The sequence below is a fragment of the Pandoraea cepalis genome (assembly GCF_902459665.1).
Lineage (GTDB): Bacteria > Pseudomonadota > Gammaproteobacteria > Burkholderiales > Burkholderiaceae > Pandoraea > Pandoraea cepalis.
Map to the genome: position 1 here is coordinate 655,807 of NZ_CABPSL010000001.1, position 16,319 is coordinate 672,125.

13 protein-coding genes are annotated in these 16,319 nt (G+C 64.1%); 6 read left to right on the forward strand and 7 right to left on the reverse strand.

Annotation, left to right across the window (positions count from 1 at the left end; all coding sequences use genetic code 11):
* Positions 1–59: 59 nt before the first annotated feature.
* Positions 60–1,061, forward strand: coding sequence for an LLM class flavin-dependent oxidoreductase (locus tag PCE31106_RS03055; protein ID WP_150562338.1), 1,002 nt, complete (start codon positions 60–62; stop codon positions 1,059–1,061).
* 81 nt (positions 1,062–1,142) lie between these two features.
* Here the strand turns inward: PCE31106_RS03055 and PCE31106_RS03060 are convergent, their stop codons facing one another.
* Both PCE31106_RS03060 and PCE31106_RS03065 read right to left on the reverse strand, forming a co-directional pair.
* On the reverse strand, positions 1,143–2,411 hold the full coding sequence (locus tag PCE31106_RS03060) for an NAD(P)/FAD-dependent oxidoreductase (RefSeq protein ID WP_150562339.1): 1,269 nt from the start codon (positions 2,409–2,411) through the stop codon (positions 1,143–1,145).
* Positions 2,412–2,496: 85 nt separating this feature from the next.
* Positions 2,497–3,330: an aldo/keto reductase gene (locus PCE31106_RS03065; protein WP_150562340.1), complete on the reverse strand. Its 834-nt coding sequence runs from the start codon at positions 3,328–3,330 to the stop codon at positions 2,497–2,499.
* 592 nt (positions 3,331–3,922) lie between these two features.
* Here PCE31106_RS03065 and PCE31106_RS03070 point away from each other — a divergent pair.
* Positions 3,923–4,495, forward strand: a complete 573-nt coding sequence (locus PCE31106_RS03070; protein ID WP_150562341.1) for a cytochrome b — start codon at positions 3,923–3,925, stop codon at positions 4,493–4,495.
* A 176-nt stretch (positions 4,496–4,671) separates the two neighbouring features.
* On the opposite strand, the gene PCE31106_RS03075 is transcribed toward PCE31106_RS03070, so the two are convergent.
* From PCE31106_RS03075 to PCE31106_RS03095, 5 genes are all read right to left on the reverse strand, one after another.
* Positions 4,672–5,379 (reverse strand): OmpW/AlkL family protein, encoded by a 708-nt coding sequence (locus tag PCE31106_RS03075; RefSeq protein WP_150562342.1) that lies wholly within the window; start codon positions 5,377–5,379, stop codon positions 4,672–4,674.
* Between the two features lie 140 nt (positions 5,380–5,519).
* Positions 5,520–6,149, reverse strand: coding sequence for a LutC/YkgG family protein (locus tag PCE31106_RS03080; protein WP_150562343.1), 630 nt, complete (start codon positions 6,147–6,149; stop codon positions 5,520–5,522).
* Positions 6,146–7,555, reverse strand: a complete 1,410-nt coding sequence (locus PCE31106_RS03085) for a lactate utilization protein B (protein ID WP_150562344.1) — start codon at positions 7,553–7,555, stop codon at positions 6,146–6,148. Before PCE31106_RS03085 ends, PCE31106_RS03080 begins: the two co-directional genes overlap by 4 nt.
* On the reverse strand, positions 7,552–8,334 hold the full coding sequence (locus PCE31106_RS03090; protein WP_150562345.1) for a (Fe-S)-binding protein: 783 nt from the start codon (positions 8,332–8,334) through the stop codon (positions 7,552–7,554). The genes PCE31106_RS03085 and PCE31106_RS03090 overlap by 4 nt, the downstream gene beginning before the upstream one ends.
* Positions 8,335–8,413: 79 nt before the next feature.
* Positions 8,414–10,120 carry a lactate permease LctP family transporter gene (locus tag PCE31106_RS03095; protein ID WP_017232547.1) on the reverse strand — a complete coding sequence of 569 codons (1,707 nt, stop codon included), beginning with the start codon at positions 10,118–10,120 and terminating at the stop codon, positions 8,414–8,416.
* 323 nt (positions 10,121–10,443) lie between these two features.
* On the opposite strand from PCE31106_RS03095, the gene PCE31106_RS03100 reads away from it, so the two are divergent.
* The 4 genes from PCE31106_RS03100 to PCE31106_RS03115 all read left to right on the forward strand — a co-directional run bounded on the left by PCE31106_RS03100 (position 10,444) and on the right by PCE31106_RS03115 (position 16,243).
* Positions 10,444–11,160, forward strand: a complete 717-nt coding sequence (locus PCE31106_RS03100) for a FadR/GntR family transcriptional regulator (RefSeq protein ID WP_150562346.1) — start codon at positions 10,444–10,446, stop codon at positions 11,158–11,160.
* A gap of 61 nt (positions 11,161–11,221) precedes the next feature.
* Complete coding sequence (locus tag PCE31106_RS03105) at positions 11,222–13,780, forward strand: penicillin-binding protein 1A (RefSeq protein WP_437343782.1); 2,559 nt, start codon at positions 11,222–11,224, stop codon at positions 13,778–13,780.
* A 170-nt stretch (positions 13,781–13,950) separates the two neighbouring features.
* Positions 13,951–14,862, forward strand: a complete 912-nt coding sequence (locus PCE31106_RS03110; RefSeq protein ID WP_150562347.1) for a LysR family transcriptional regulator — start codon at positions 13,951–13,953, stop codon at positions 14,860–14,862.
* Positions 14,863–15,037: 175 nt separating this feature from the next.
* Positions 15,038–16,243 (forward strand): NAD-dependent formate dehydrogenase, encoded by a 1,206-nt coding sequence (locus PCE31106_RS03115; protein WP_150562348.1) that lies wholly within the window; start codon positions 15,038–15,040, stop codon positions 16,241–16,243.
* The last annotated feature ends 76 nt before the right edge of the window (positions 16,244–16,319 follow it).

The following is a 16,319-nucleotide window of genomic DNA, read 5'->3' on the forward strand; positions in this document are numbered from 1 at the left end:
GCCTGGAAGCCTGCGGGTCGACATGCGGAGTGGGCGCGCGCAGGAACTTGGAGACTCCCATGAGCAGTTTGTCGAAGACGGCCCTTTCAATGCTGGATCTGGTGCCGGTGCGTGCCGGCGGCACGGTGGCCGATGCCCTGAAACAATCCACGGAACTGGCGCAGCACGTTGAACGCTTGGGCTTCACGCGGTTCTGGCTGGCCGAACACCACAACATGGACGGCATCGCGAGTTCGGCGACGGCGCTGTTGATCGGTCACGTTGCAGGCAAGACGTCGCGTATTCGCGTGGGGTCGGGCGGTGTGATGTTGCCGAACCACCCGCCGTTGGTCGTTGCCGAGAACTTTGGCACGCTCGCCGCGCTGTATCCGGGACGTGTCGATCTGGGCTTGGGGCGCGCACCCGGTGCGGACCAGGCCACCATGCGCGCGCTGCGTCGCGACCGATTGTCCGATGGCGACGATTTCCCCGAGCAGGTCGCCGAATTGCGCGCGCTGCTTGCGCCCGCGCAGCCCGGACAACGGCTTGTCGCAACGCCCGGCGCGGGCAGCGATATTCCGGTGTGGTTGCTGGGCTCGTCGTTGTTTTCCGCGCAACTCGCGGCGCATTTGGGGCTGCCGTATGCGTTCGCGTCGCACTTCGCCCCGCGGTTCCTGTTCGACGCACTTCGGCTTTACCGCGAGCGATTCCGTCCCTCGGCAGCGTTGGATAAGCCCTACGTAATGGTGGGCGTGCCGGTCGTGGCCGCGCCCACGGACGAGGAAGCGGCATTTCTCGCAACGTCCGCACAGCAGAAGATTTTGGCGCTCATGCGCGGGCAAAGCCTGAAATTGCAGCCGCCCGTGAACGATATGGACGCGCGCTGGGATCCGGCCGAACGGCACTCGGTGGAAGCGTTCCTCGGCGTGGCCGTGGTGGGTGGCCCCGAGCGGGTGCGGGCCGGTCTGTCCGATCTGGTCGAGCGTACGCAGGCCGATGAGCTGATGCTCGTCACCGACATCTACGATCCCGCGCTGCGCCTGCGCTCGTGCGATATCGTCGCGTCCGTCTGCAAGTCATGACGATACGCAGCGCGTCGTGAGGATTGGCGAAGGAGGGGGCGCAACGATCACGCCCGCTGTCCTCCGCCTGACGCTGCCCCGTCAGCGAAAGCGGCCGATGGAGAAGGGCGAGAGGTCGATGGCGGGCCGCTCGCCGGACACCAGCGCTGCAATCGTGCGTCCCGTCGAGGCGGCGGCGGTCAGACCTACGTGGCCATGGCCGAATGCATAGAAAGCGTTAGGCACCTTCGACGCCGCGCCCAATACCGGCAGCGAATCGGGCGTGCTGGGGCGGAATCCTTGCCAGCGTGCACCGTCGACCGACTGTGTCGGCTTCGTCCCGTTCACTGCGCCGGGGAACATCTTGTGCAACTGATTGAGCAGCAGATCGGCGCGCCGCCAGTTCGGTGAGGCTTGCAGACCGGCCAGTTCGACCGTGCCCGCACCGCGAAGACGGCCGTTCATCGGTGTGGCGAACAGCTTGCCTTCGGCCCACATGACGGGACGTGAGGGCATCTCGTGCGGCGTCGGAATTTCCACGTGATAGCCGCGCTCGGTGTCGAAGACAACGGTGTCGCCCAATTGGCGCACAAGCGGTGCGGACCATGCACCGGCCGCGATCACTACGGCGCTTGCGCTTTCGCGGCCCCGGTTGGTGTGCACGGCCACGACCTGTGCGCCATTGGTCTCGATGGCGGTGGCGGCAGCATCGACAACTCGCCCGCCCCGCGCGACCACTTGCGCCGTCAAGCGCGCCAACAGCGCGCCGGGATCGGGCGTGTGGCCGGTCTCGCCGATATAGCGGGCACCGATGAAGTCATGCGATAGCGTGGGCTCGAACTCGCGCAATGCGTTCGCATCCAGCGTTTCGATGTGCACGCCGTTGTCGCGGCGCAGCGCCATCCCGCCTTCGTCGCCCACCATACCCTTCTGACTGGAATAGGCGATGAGATAGCCGCGACGCGTGACGAGATCGTTTGCGCCCGCATCGTCAAGCAACGGTTGATAGGCGTCGAGCGCGGGGCCGAGCAGTGCGCGCAACGCGCGCGCCTGCGCGGTGACACGTGCGGGCTGACTCGCGGCGACGAAGCGCATCAGCCATGGCACCATGCGCGGAAGGTACCTCCAACGCAGCACCAGCGGACCCTCCGGTTGCATCAACCAGCCGGGTACCTGCCACAGCACGCCGGGCATGGCGATGGGCACGACCGACGAGCCATTGATGCAGCCCGCATTGCCAAGCGACGCCGCCTGGCGTGCCGATTGCCGGTCGACGATCACCACCGCGTGTCCGGCGCGTTGAAGATACGCGGCCGTACATACGCCGACCAAACCGCCCCCGATAACGACGACGGGACGTGAATCATTCATGAAGCCGCCCTGCGAAAACACGAAAGCGCCTAGTGTACCGGGTTAAGTACGTACCCCTGAACGCCTTCAAAATTCAGGAATGTGTTCAGATCATTTCCAACGGACGCTTTCGCGACGGCGCTTCGAACTGGTGATCGAGTCGTAACAGTTCCTCCGCCGTCAGATCGATGTCATGGGCAGCACGATTGGCGCGTACGTGAGCGTCCGTGCTCGCCTTGGGAATGGCGATGACGCCCGGGCGGCTCAGCACCCAGGCAAGCGCAATCTGCAGCGGTGCGACATGGCGCGCGGCGGAGATGTCGCCGAGTGCGCCTTTTGCCGGCAGCCGTCCCTGTTCGATCGGCGAATACGCCATCATCGGCAGACCGCGCGCCGCCAGCCACGGGACAAGGTCATACTCGGGACCGCGCCGCGAAAGGTTGTACAGCACCTGATCGCTCGCACACTGGTCGCCGCCGGGCAGCTCGAACAAGTCTTCCATGTCGTCCGTATCGAAGTTGCTCACGCCCCAGTGCCGGATCTTGCCCGCTTCACGCAATGCTTCGAAGCCGGCAATCGTGTCTTCGAGTGGGACGTCGCCGCGCCAGTGCAGCAGGTAGAGGTCGAGGCGATCGGTGCGCAGGCGTTCCAGACTGCGCTCGCAAGCGGCGATCACGCCACGTCGCGAGGCATTGTGCGGGTAGACCTTGCTCACGAGAAATACTTCATCGCGCAGTCCGTCGAGCGCGTCGCCCACGAGACGCTCGGTCGCCCCTTCACCATACATTTCGGCCGTATCGACCAGCGTCATGCCCAGCGAGACGCCCAGTTGCAACGCCGCAATCTCCTCGCGACGCCGCTCCGGCTTCTCGCCCATCATCCAAGTCCCCTGGCCGAGTACCGGCACGGTGTCGCCCTGGGGCAGCGCGATTTTTCGCATGGTCTGTCCTCCGTAATCCTGGTCACCATTATCGGCCCGCAAGTCGAGCGATGACCAGTGCCGTGAGGGCTTCACGCAACACTTTGCGGTGTCGTCCGATCGTTTGACTCGGACTCGCCTGAAACACCGTTCGGAAATTGCCGCTTTTGCATTTGTGCACCGATTCTCTCGGATAGTTCACAGCCCTATCGTCGCGCTGCCGCGATAAGCTGATTTCACCGATGTGCATGGCGATTGTTGCTCCGCAGCGAGACGGCTCGGTGATGGCTCCCGTCGTGTGCATCGGACCTGTGAGGACAGGAGGGGGCGGAAGAAAAGGGGGGCGAGCGTTACGGGCAAAAAGAAAGCCCCGCGAGCGGGGCTTAAAGGCCGACCGAGCGTGCGTCGGCCAAGGAGGTTCATCGCAGCGCGGCGCGAACATCGAGTAGGGGCGCGCTTCAGACGTATTGTCGGCATAGTCGATCTACCTATGGGAAGGAGGATTCCGAATGTCAGGGGGGAACGTTGGGTAACAAATGTGACAATTGGCGACCTTTTCTTGTCGCGGGACGAACGCGATAATGGGGGACCCCAAACTCGAGGAACTCCCCAGATGGATAACACGATCAAGTTCCGCTCGCGCGGTTCGTCGCTCTTGCCCGGTGAGCGGTACGCGCCGCCCTCGGTTTTCTTTCACTGGGCGATCGCATTGCTGATTGTGATCGCCTATGCCGCCGTCATCATCAAAGGCTATCTGCCGAGAGGGAGTGCGCCACGTGCGTTATCACTCACGATCCACGAATGGGCTGCGCTCGCGGTGTTGGTGCTGGCTGTGCCGCGCTTGCTCATTCGATTGATCAAGGGCGCGCCGGCGGCGCTGCCAGGCCATGCGTGGTGGGTGCGAGCCGGGTCGTCGGCCGCGCATCTGCTGCTCTATCTGTTCATGTTTGCGCAGCCGGTGCTGGGCTATCTGACGCTCAATGCCCAGGGGCATCCGCTCACGATTCCTGGGCTGGATATCGCGCTGCCGCAGTTCATTGCAAAAGACGAACAGACGGGCCGCTCGATCAAGGAGATTCACGAGACGATCGGCAACGCGTTCTATTGGGTGATCGGCTTCCATGCGCTGGCGGCGCTGTGGCACCACTACTTCCGTCGCGACGATACGTTGCGACGCATGCTTTAAAAGGGATTTTTGCGTCGCCCGCTCTGAGGGGACATTGCGCGGCGCCTCCCCGGGCGCCGCGTGTGTGCGGGTGCGGTGCTGCCCAGCAAGGCACGGGCGAGCGCGCTGGCCGTTTGTAACGGCCAGCGCGTTTCGGCGTTTGGCCTGAACGTTTCTCTTGTGTGCCCGCAGGGGTATCAGAACGTCACGCCAAGCCCCACGCCAACGATCAACGGATCGATGTGGAGCGTGCCCAGATCGGTGCCGCCAAGCGAGGTATCCGTCTTCATCCAGACCTTCTTGACATCGATGTTGACGAACAGATGCTTCGTCATTTGAACGTCCACACCCGCTTGCAGTGCCGGACCGAAGCTGTGGTTCGTGATCGAGATCGGCGTGCCGCCCGCCTGCAGGTTGCTGTTCCAGAAGCGCGAGTAGTTGACGCCTGCACCGACATACGGACGTACCTTGCCCGCGTGATTGAAGTGATATTGAAGCAGCAGCGTCGGTGGCAATACGTTCAGGCTGCCGAGGTTCCCGATGCTGGACGTCAGTTGATGACGTGACATGCCAAGAATCAGTTCAACACCAACGTTGTCGAGAATCATGTAGCTGAAATCCAGCTCCGGCACGATGGCGTTGTTCACGCTCACCCCCAGCGTGGGCAACACGCTGCCGCTTGCATGCGAGTCCGGCAAAATGCCGATGACGCGAACGCGTGCGAGGATGTCGCCGGCGTAAATCCCTTGCGAGCTGTCCTTGATGAAGCCGAAGCGTTTGGCTGACTCGACCGGGGCGTTGCCGGTCGTTTGTGACGTTGCCTGTGCCGCCGCGAATGGGCTGAAGACGGCGGCACAGCTGACGAATGCGGCGGCGATGGCCGTAGCGCCAAGAGAGAGCTTCATGGTGGTTTCCATAGTCGTGAGTGAGCCCGACCGATGGTAGAAGCCGCCTCCCGTGGCGAACTTGATGCGCGTCAAGTGCGGGAGAACGCAGGGGCGCTGTGCGACAAAGCGTCGCGGCGCCGAGCTGCGTTGGGACGCAATCAGTCGCGAGGCAGCAACACGACCGTGAGGGAACGCACGCCCTGGGCGCCTTGAATCAGCACGCCTTCGATATCGGCCGTTGCGGACGGTCCGGTGACGAGGACCGCGTAACGCGCCGACGCAAAGTCGGGCAATCGATAGATGTCCTGCAGGCCATCGACGATGTCGCGTGGGTCGAGCAACACCACGAGATGCTGCACGAGATAGCCGAGCGCGTTCACTCCGTACTCCTGCTCGGAGAGCCAGACGGATCCGGTCTCCGCAACGCCGAAGCGCGCACGCACGATGGCGACGTCGACGTCATGCAGCGATGCCGGCGCGCGCGCGACGTCGAGCGGTGCCGCCGAGGCGGCCTCCGCCGTTGCGGTGACGGGCGTCACGCCGGGAAACCGCTCGGCAAGCCACGCAGGCAGTTCACGCGCGTGGTCGAGCGTCGCGAGTTTGCCGCCCATCGCAACGAGATTCAGGCCAAAGCGCTCGCACCGGTCGCCCTCGGGTGTCTCGAAGACCGGCAGTACGGGCAAGGGAAACGGTTCGTACGCCCCGTCGACAGTCCGTTCGTCATCACGCAGCGATACGCGCTGCGCGGCGCGCACGCGCACGAGAAATTCGTTGCGGGACGTGCTCATGGCGTCTCCTTGCTTGTCGCGTCGCGCGATGTTCGATTGGCGTCGTACCAGTCGCGGAAGGTCTGGGTGGGCGCGTCGGGCAGATCGCGCCCCTTGCCCCACGTGTTGAGGGGGTTGTAAAGCACCAGGTTCGGCAGACGGTGCAGGGCGACGTTCATCGATTTGATCGATGTGCGATACAGCACCGGATTGGCGAGCAGCTTGCCCGCGACCTTGATCAGGCTGCGCTTGACGCGGGGCAATTCACCTTCCTCCGCCACGATCTGTCGCCACTTGTACAACTGCTCGTGAATATTGATGCGCACCGGGCAGACGTTGGTGCAGCTGCCATTCATCGTCGACGCGAACGGCAGCGCGCTGTAGCGCTTGAGGTCGGAGGCGGGATTGAGAATGGCGCCGATCGGGCCCGCGTAAGTGCTGCCGTAGGACAGGCCACTGCTGCGTCGGTAGACCGGACACGTATTCATGCAGGCCCCACAGCGAATGCATTTGAGCGAGTACCAGAAGTCGTCCATCGCGAGACGCGCCGAGCGGCCGTTGTCGACGATGACGAAGTGCATCTCCGTACCCGGACGCGGCGCGCGAAAGTGCGACGTGTATTGGGTGATGGGCGACCCGAGGGCGCTGCGCGACAACAAGCGGATGAAAACACCGAGGTCGGCCGTGCGCGGAATCAGCTTTTCGATGCCGATGGACACGATGTGCACCGGCGGTACGTTGGCCGACAGATCGGCATTGCCCTCGTTGGTGCACACCACGACCGTGCCGGTTTCCGCGACGGCGAAGTTGCAGCCGGTCATGCCGGCGCCCGCTTCGAGAAACGCCGGACGCGTGGTCTGACGCTGACTCTCGGCCAGATAGTGCACGTCGTCGTTGTCGGGATCGGTGCCGAGCGTGCGGCCGAACAGCTTTGCGACGTCGCCCCGCAGCTTGTGCACAGCAGGCACGACGACATGCGACGGCGGCTGCTTGTCGAGCTGCTGAATGCGCTCGCCAAGATCGGTCTCCATGACTTCGATGCCGCGCGGTTCGAGATACTCGCGCAATTCGCATTCGTCGGTGAGCATCGACTTGCTCTTGACGAGTGTCTTGACGCCATGCGCCGCAAGAATGCCGTGGACGATGGCATTGTGCGCCGCGGCGTCGAGCGCCCAATGAACCTTTACGCCATTGGCTTCGGCTTGTGTCGAGAATCGGTCGAGGTAGTCTCCCAATCGCGAGAGCGTGTGTTCCTTGATCTGCGACGCGAGCGTGCGCAGTGTTTCCCACTCGCCAATGGAGGCGGCCTGCGCGTCGCGCTTCATCCGCAGATCCCACAGGCGCTTGTCGTGAAATGCCACGTGCGCGGTTTTCGCGAGAAACGCCTCAGCCTGTCTGGCGTGATTCACGCGCTCGGCCCGGCTCATGCCGTCACCTGCGCATGCGCCGCCGGCGCGAGGGTGTCGAGGTCGACGCCATTGAGGACTTGAGCGATATGCAGAAAGCGCATCGGTGCCTGCGCGCGTGCCGCGCAACCTTTCTGATGCATCAGGCAAGACATGTCGGCGGAGACGATGAACTGCGCGCCCGCGTCGAGGTGGTCCTGCACCTTGTCCTGCCCCATCTTGACCGAGACGGCCTGCTCGGACACGGAGAATGTGCCGCCGAAGCCACAGCATTCGTCGGGACGACGCGGCGCCGCGAAGCGGATGCCCCGCACGCCGTCGAGCAGCGTGCGGGCCTTCGACCATGGCTCGCCGGGAATCTCGCTGGCAGACGCCGCATGCAGGTGGCGGATGGCGCTGCAACTGTTATGCAGCCCGACGGTGTACGCAAACTCGGCCCAGGGAAAGTGGCGGACCTTGAGCACATCGTGGAGAAACTCGGTGAGTTCGTAGGTGTTGGCGCGAACGGCGGCCGTGCGCTCCGACTCGCCCGCTGCGCTCAGGTGCTTGCGCACGTGATGCACGCAACTCGACGACGGCGCCACGATGTAGTCGTAACCGGCGAAGTTGTCGACGAAGAGCGACTCGGCGCCCGCGGCGTCGGCTTCGCAGCCGTTGTTGGCCAACGGCTGTCCGCAACAGGTCTGACGGCGCGGGTAATCGACGCTCACGCCGAGTTTCTCCAGCAACTCCAGCGTGGCGATGCCGACTTCGGGAAACAGGGCATCGATGAAACAGGGGACGAACAAGGCCGCTTTCATGGGATTCTCCAACAGGGGACGACACACTCGCCGCGGCACACAATCGGCGCCACGGCGAGTGTCTACAACGACGACCGACTCAATGCACCAGCATCCCCGTGAGCCAGTAAGCCTGCACCAGCGTCATCACACCGGCGAGCAAGACGAACATCAGGCTGTGCCAGACGGTGAAGCGGAACAGATCGGCTTCCTTGCCGATCAGGCCGGTGGCCGCGCAAGCCACCGCGATCGATTGCGGGGAAATCATCTTGGCGGTCACGCCGCCGGTGGTGTTCGCGGCCACGAGTAGCGTGTTCGACACACCGATCTGCTGCGCGGTGGTGCTTTGCAGACTCGCAAACAACGCGTTGGACGACGTGTCGGAACCGGTCAGGAACACCCCCAGCCAACCGAGCAGCGGCGAGAAGAACGGGAACGCCGCGCCCGTGTGCGCGAGCAACAGCGCAAGCGTCGTCGACATGCCCGAATAGTTCATGACGAATGCAAACGCCAGCACGAGACCGATGGCCAGCACGGGCTTCTTCAGCGCCATGACGGTTTCGAAGAAGCTTTTCACACCGTCGACGGGTTTCATGCGCAGCAGGGCCATCGAGAGCAGTGCCGCAATGAAGATCGCGGTGCCCGTCGCCGAGAGGGCATCCCACTTGAAGATGGCGTCCATCGGGGTCGTCTTGGCGACGATGGGCGCGGCCTTGGACACCAGGCGGTCGAGCCCGGCCACGTGCAGCGACGGCACGGTCCACGCCAGCGGGCCTGTTGCGGCGAACAGTGCCTTGAAGGCGGGCAGGCTCCAGATCGTGACCATGCCGGTCAGGATCAGGAACGGCGACCAGGCACGCAGAACCTGGCCGGCGGAGTAGGGCGACGCTGTCGCGCCGTGCGCCGATCCGCCACCAAGACCACCGAATCCACCCAGGGCTGCGCTGCCGCCCGACATCGACACGCCGGAATGGGCCCGCGCGGCGGACGTCTTCGGCTGCCACACCTTCAGGAAGCTGGCGAGGCACACGAGCGAGAACAGCGACGAGATGATGTCCGGCAGTTCCGGTCCGATATAGTTCGACGAAAAGTACTGCGCGACGGCGAAACTGCCCCCCGCCACAAGCGCGGCAGGCCACGTTTCCTTGACGCCACGCTTGCCGTCCATGATGAACACGAGCCAGAACGGGACGAAGGCGGAGAGCAGCGGCAGTTGGCGTCCGGCCATTGCGCCGATATGGAACGCGTCGATGCCGCTCACCTGACCCGCCACGATGATCGGAATGCCCATCGCACCGAAGGCAACGGGCGCGGTGTTGGCGATCAGGCACAGGCCTGCGGCGCGCAGCGGCTCGAAGCCGAGGCCGACGAGCAGCGCGGCGGTGATGGCCACCGGCGCGCCGAAGCCCGCCGCACCTTCAAGAAACGCGCCGAACGAGAAACCGATCAGCAGCATCTGAAGCCGCTGGTCGTTGGTCAGCGAGACCACCGAGCTGCGAATGATGTCGAACTGTCCGGTCTTGACGACCACACGATAAAGAAAGACCGCAGTGATGATGATCCAGGCGATGGGCCACAGACCGTAAGCAAAGCCATACACGGCGGACATGGCGGCCATTCTGGCCGGCATGCCGAAGTAAGCGACGGCGATGATCAGTGCGATCCCAACGGTCAGCGCGCCCGCGACATGCGCTTTCATGCGCAGTCCCGCCAGGGCGACAAAGAATACGATGATCGGTAGCGCGGCCATGAGCGCCGCGATCCATAGCGTGCCACCCGGCACGTAGTTCTGTACCCACACTTCCACTTGCGTCTCCTCGATTTGGTGATCGATTGCTATAAGGCTTGGTCAGGCGGTGTCGCCGTGCGCGCGGCCGCGTCTGAATGGCGGTTGGCACGACGGTTGGCACGGACGTGTCGTCCGGCTGACGCGATGATCGACACCCGTGAAACGTTCGGGCAAACTGGTCGTACCAGTTGCTGTGAATGCGAGCCGACAGGGCAAAATCGCGGCATAGGCAAAACACGCGCCGACGACGCACGCCCAGGCATCGAGGTGCTCGTGTGTCGCAACTTGGGCGCCGCGTCGGCATCGACGCACGCATCTGTCCGATTGCAGGAGACCTCACCGTGAGCGGTCCCACTTTGACCGAGCGCATCACACGCGAACTCGAGACCCGTTTGATCGAAGGCGTATGGGCGCCAGGCGAGCGCATTCCGTCCGAGCGTGCGCTGGCGCTGTCGCTGGGCGTGGCACGCTCGACGGTGCGCGCCGCGCTTCAGCGTCTCGTTGCCCGCGGCCTGCTCAAGACGCGCGCCGCGTCGGGCGTTTATGTCTCGGATCGTCTGCAGACGGGGTTGATTTCGCCGTGGCGGCAACTCGTGAGCGATCATCCGGAATTGCGTCCGGACATGCTCGAGTTTCGCCTGATGCTGGAGGGCACCACCGCCTATCTGGCGGCCGTGCGGGCGACCGATGAAGATCTTGCGCGCCTGTCCGAACTGGTCGATGGATTGGTCGACGCGCACGAGCGCGGCGACACGGTGCGCGAGTCACGGCTCGACGGTGATTTTCATACGGCGCTCGCGAACGCGTCGCACAATGCGATGCTTCGACACCTGCAAGGCAGCGTGACCAAGATGCTCCACGAGCACATCTCACTCAACAACTCGGGGCTGTTCGATCTGCGCGAGCAGGCGTCGGAAACTATCCTCGCGCACCATCTTGCACTGTGGGAGGCCATCCGTACCCGCCAGCCCGAAGCGGCGCGCCGCATCATGCGCGAGCATATCGGCTTCGTGTGGCGCAAGCTCGAACCGGACTCGCCGGCGCCGATCGTGCCTTGAGCTTGCCGGGTTCGTCCGTCGGTTTTGGTAGGATGCGGACTTTGCCACGCCATCCCCCATCGTGAAGCGCCCGATTTCGTCGCTGTTCTCGTCGCTGTTGCATGCCGTCGCCCAGACGGGCCGGCATGGTCTGCGTCTCGCGCAACCCCTGAAGCCGTATGCGGCCCGTGCGTGGTTTCACGTGCGTCACCCCACGCGCCGGGGCGTGCTCATCGCCGTCGCGGCGCTGCCGTGCCTGCTTGTCGCGTACACGTTGATCCTGATTCCATTCACGCCGAGCATCCGCGACATCCGGCGCGCCAGGATCGACCGACCGGCGCAGGTGCTGTCGGCCGACGGCAAGCTGCTTGCCGAATTCCGGCCGGCGAACCGTGAATGGGTGCCGTTGAAAGACGTATCTCCGAACGTCGTCAAGGCACTGGTTGCGACGGAAGACCACCGCTTTTACGAGCATCATGGCATCGACCTGAAGCGCACCGCATCGGCGGCGCTGCACACGTTCTCCGGCGACCGGCAGGGCGGGTCGACCCTCACGCAGCAGCTCGCGCGCAATCTGTATCCGGACGAGATCGGCCGGGCGCCCACGCTCACGCGCAAGCTCAAGGAAGCGATCACCGCTCTGAAAATCGAAGCGCTTTACACCAAGCCTGAGATTCTCGAGACATACCTGAACACGGTGCCGTTCCTGTACAACGCGTACGGTATCGAGATGGCCGCGCGCACGTACTTCGACAAGTCGGCCGACCAGCTCGATTTGCTCGAAGCCGCCACGCTCGTCGGCATGCTCAAGGGCAACAGCTATTACAACCCGGTGATCAACCCGGAGCGTGCGCTGCAACGTCGCAATACCGTGCTCGCCCAGATGGTCAAGTTCGGAGGGCTCGATGCGTCGAAGCTCCCCGCGTTGCAGAAACGCCCGCTGCGCATCAACTTCGAACGGCAGACCGAGGAGCCCGGGCCCGCACCGCACTTTGCCCAGCAATTGCGCAAGTGGTTGATCGGCTGGGCCGATCGTCACGATTACAACATTTATTCCGACGGCCTCGTCGTGCATACGACCATCGACTCGCGCTTGCAGACGATGGCCACGCAGGCGCTCACCCATCAGGCCAATCAACTTCAGAGCATTGCCGACGCGAACTGGTCGGCACGCGGTGGCTGGCGCGACAGCGCGGCGCTGGTGCATGCGTTCGTGCGCGAATCGGCGGAGTATCGCAACGCGGTGGCGGGAGGAGAGGCGCCGGACGCGGCGATGAAGCGCCTGCTCGCCGACAAGACGTTCATGCAGAATCTGCGCGCGACGAAGATCCGGGTGCAAGCCGGTTTTCTGGCGCTCGATCCGCGCACGGGTGAAATTCGCGCATGGGTCGGCAGCCGCGACTTTATGACCGATCCCTTCGATCACGTTCAGCAGGCGCGGCGGCAGCCGGGGTCGACATTCAAGGCCTTCGTGTATGGCGCCGCGTTCGTCAAGGGCAGAACGCCGGATGACACCATCGTCGACCAGGTCGTCGACATTCCGCTTGCGGGCGGCGAGATCTGGCGACCGAGCGACGACACCGCGCCGACCAACAAGCCCATGACGTTGCGCGACGCGCTGGCGCAGTCGCGCAACACCGTCACGGCACAACTGATGCAGGACGTGGGGCCGTCGCGTGTGGCCGGCCTGGCGCGGGCAATGGGCGTGCGCGAGAGCAAGCTCGATCCGGTGCCGTCGCTGGCGCTCGGCACGAGCCCGGTCTCACTCAAGGAGATGGTGAGCGCATACGGCACCATCGCGGATGGCGGAGAGTATCGCGAGCCGACGATGGTCACCGAGATCACGAACAGCGACGGTGACGTGCTCGCCACGTTCTCACCCGCGCGCGCCGAGCGAGCGCTTTCCGTGAACGACGACTACACGTTGCTCGATACGCTGCGGGGAGTCATCAATCGCGGCACGGGCACTGCGATTCGCACACGTTTCGGCATTCGCGCCGATGTGGCGGGCAAGACAGGCACGACGCAAGACAATGCCGATGGCTGGTTCATTCTCATGCAGCCCCAGTTGGTGGCGGGGGCGTGGGTCGGCTTCAACGACAGTCGCGTGACGCTGCGCAGCGATTACTGGGGGCAGGGCGCGCACAGCGCGTTGCCGATCGTCGGCGACGTGTTCTCGCGCGCCTTGCGCTCGAAGGTGATCGATGCGAATGCGAAGTTCGAAGCGCCGGATAACCACCATTGGTACAGCGACGGGTGGACGCGCGTCTCGGATTGGGTGACGGGGCTGTTCACGAAGGCGCCCGAACCGGCGCACAAGGCGAAAGCCCCGGTGAAGCGTGCGGCGCCTGCGCCCGCTTCCGCGGACGCCACGCCCGCCACCGCGAGCGATAGCGGGCCGCTGCCGGTGCCGGTCGCGTCGGCCGTGCTGGCGCAGCCCGAGTCAGGTCTGCCCGCGAGCACGCCATATAGCACCACGATTCCGGGCGTGCCGGGCGAGTGGAACGGCCCGGGCGCGGCGTCGTCGAACGGTGCAACCACGCCCTCCGGTTCGGCGGGCGGCATGCCGTCACCCCAGTCCGTGATGCCGTTGCCTGCTGCACCCAACCCCGTTTCGCCGGCTTCCACCGTCGCGCACTAAGCGGCGACCAAAGGGCTCGGATAGGGCGTGCCGCCCGGTGGTCGCCGGGCGGATTTTCCATAACAGTTATGCAACATTCTCATGACCGGTGGGTCATGGCATGCGTTATATTCATTCGTATATAGCGGTGGTGCAGGCGCTCGCCGCAACATCGGACGGAGACGCGGGCCATGTTCATTCGGCAGTTGAGTTATCTCGTGGCGCTATCGCAGGCGCAGCACTTCCGGCGCGCGGCGGCGTTGTGCAACGTGTCCCAGCCAACCCTATCCGGTGCGATCCGAAGTATCGAAGAGGAGTTCGGATTGCCCATCGTACGACGCGGACGTCGCTTCGAAGGGTTCACTCCGGAAGGGGAGCGCGTGCTTGCCTGGGCGCGTCAGGTGCTGGCCGATTGTGAGGGCTTGCGGCAGGAGGTGAGCGCCAGTCGGCGCGAAGTCACCGGGTGCTTGCGCGTCGGCGCGATTCCCACCGCATTGCCGCTCGTGCCGCTGCTCACCGATGCCTGTCTGCGCGACTTCTCCGGCATGCGTCATGAGGTCTTCACGCTCTCGGCAACGCAGGCACTGCGCCAGCTATCCGAACTCGATCTGGATGTCGGGTTGAGCTATCTCGACGACCCGCGGTTGCGCGAGTTCGACACCGTCCCCTTGTTCCGCGAACGCTATGTGTTGATCGCGCGCGACGCATCGATACTGGCCGGACGCTCGTCGCTGTCGTGGCATGAGGCGGCGAAACTGCCGTTGTGTCTGCTCACGGGCAATATGCAATGCCGCCAAGGGATCGACGCGGCGCTCGCGCGTGCGGGCACGTCGGCGTTGCCGCGCGTGGAGACGGATTCGCTCATGGCGTTGTATGCCCACGTGCGATGCGCGGGGCTCTTCAGCATCGTGCCGCATAGCGTGCTGTGCCTGGCGGAAATGCGCGATGAGCTGCACGCGGTGCCATTGCAGCCGGCGTTGCATCGTGAGATCGGTCTGATCCTGCGCGTACGACAGCCGCGTCCGCCCTTGCTCGAAGCCGCCATAGCTGCCTTCCGCTCGGTCAATTTGCAAGCGCGGCTGGATGCGCTGTTGCCGGTCTGACGACGCGCCCGCCCCCCCCTTTGCGCTCGATCTGATAGGTCGGGCCGATCAACCGATCGGCAGGAACGATTTTCCAGGCGCGCCTGAGACGCCGATGATTGGTCTCAATGCAGCGACGCTGTCATGCGTTGCCGATGCAGACTGCTGACCCATAACCTTTCAGGAGCGAGACATCATGGCCAAGATTGTGTGTGTACTGTACGACGACCCCGTCACCGGATACCCGAAAACCTACGCCCGCGACGACCTACCCAAGATCGAGTGCTACCCGGATGGCCAGTCTCTGCCGACGCCGCGTGGCATCGACTTTGCACCCGGGGCCCTGCTCGGCAGTGTGTCGGGCGAGCTGGGCCTTCGTCGATACCTTGAATCGAACGGCCACCAACTCGTGGTGACCTCGAGCAAGGATGGCGACGACAGCGTGCTCGATCGAGAATTGGCCGACGCCGAAATCGTGATCTCACAACCGTTCTGGCCCGCCTACATGACGGCCGAGCGCATCAAGCGCGCGAAGAAGTTGAAGATGATCGTGACCGCAGGCATCGGCTCGGACCATACCGATTTGCAGGCCGCCATGGAACACGGCATCACGGTTGCGGAAGTGACGTACTGCAACAGCAACAGCGTTGCCGAACACGTGATGATGACGACGCTCGCGCTCGTGCGTAATTACCTGCCGTCGTATCAATGGGTGCTAAAGGGCGGCTGGAACATCGCCGATTGCGTGTCGCGTTCGTACGATCTGGAAGGCATGCACGTGGGAACGGTCGCGGCCGGCCGAATCGGTTTGCGTGTGTTGCGTCTGATGAGGCCGTTCGGCACACATCTGCACTATCTCGATCGTCACCGCCTGCCGGTGTCTGTCGAGAAGGAGCTGAACCTCACGTACCACTCGAGTCTCGAGAGCCTTGCAAAGGTTTGCGACGTGGTGACGCTGAACTGTCCGTTGCATCCGGAAACGGAGCACATGATCAACGCCGATAGTTTGAAGCACTTCAAACGTGGCGCCTATCTGATCAATACGGCACGCGGCAAGCTCTGCGATCGCGATGCCGTGGCGGCCGCGCTGGAGAGCGGACAGCTCGCGGGTTATGGCGGGGACGTGTGGTTTGCGCAACCGGCGCCGGCGGATCATCCGTGGCGACAAATGCCGCATCACGGCATGACGCCGCACATCTCCGGCACGAGCCTCTCCGCGCAAACGCGCTACGCCGCCGGGACTCGCGAAATTCTGGAATGCTATTTGGAGAACCGTCCAATTCGCAACGAGTATCTGATCGTGCAGGGCGGCAAGCTCGCCGGGGTGGGCGCGCATTCTTACAGTGCCGGTAATGCCACGGGCGGATCTGAGGAGGCGGCGCGCTTCAAGACGTCGGCCTGACGTCGGCATCGGGTGGGCCGACGCGGCCTCGTCCATGCGGTAACGCCCGCCCCGCCGGATCGTCCGTCAGACGTCC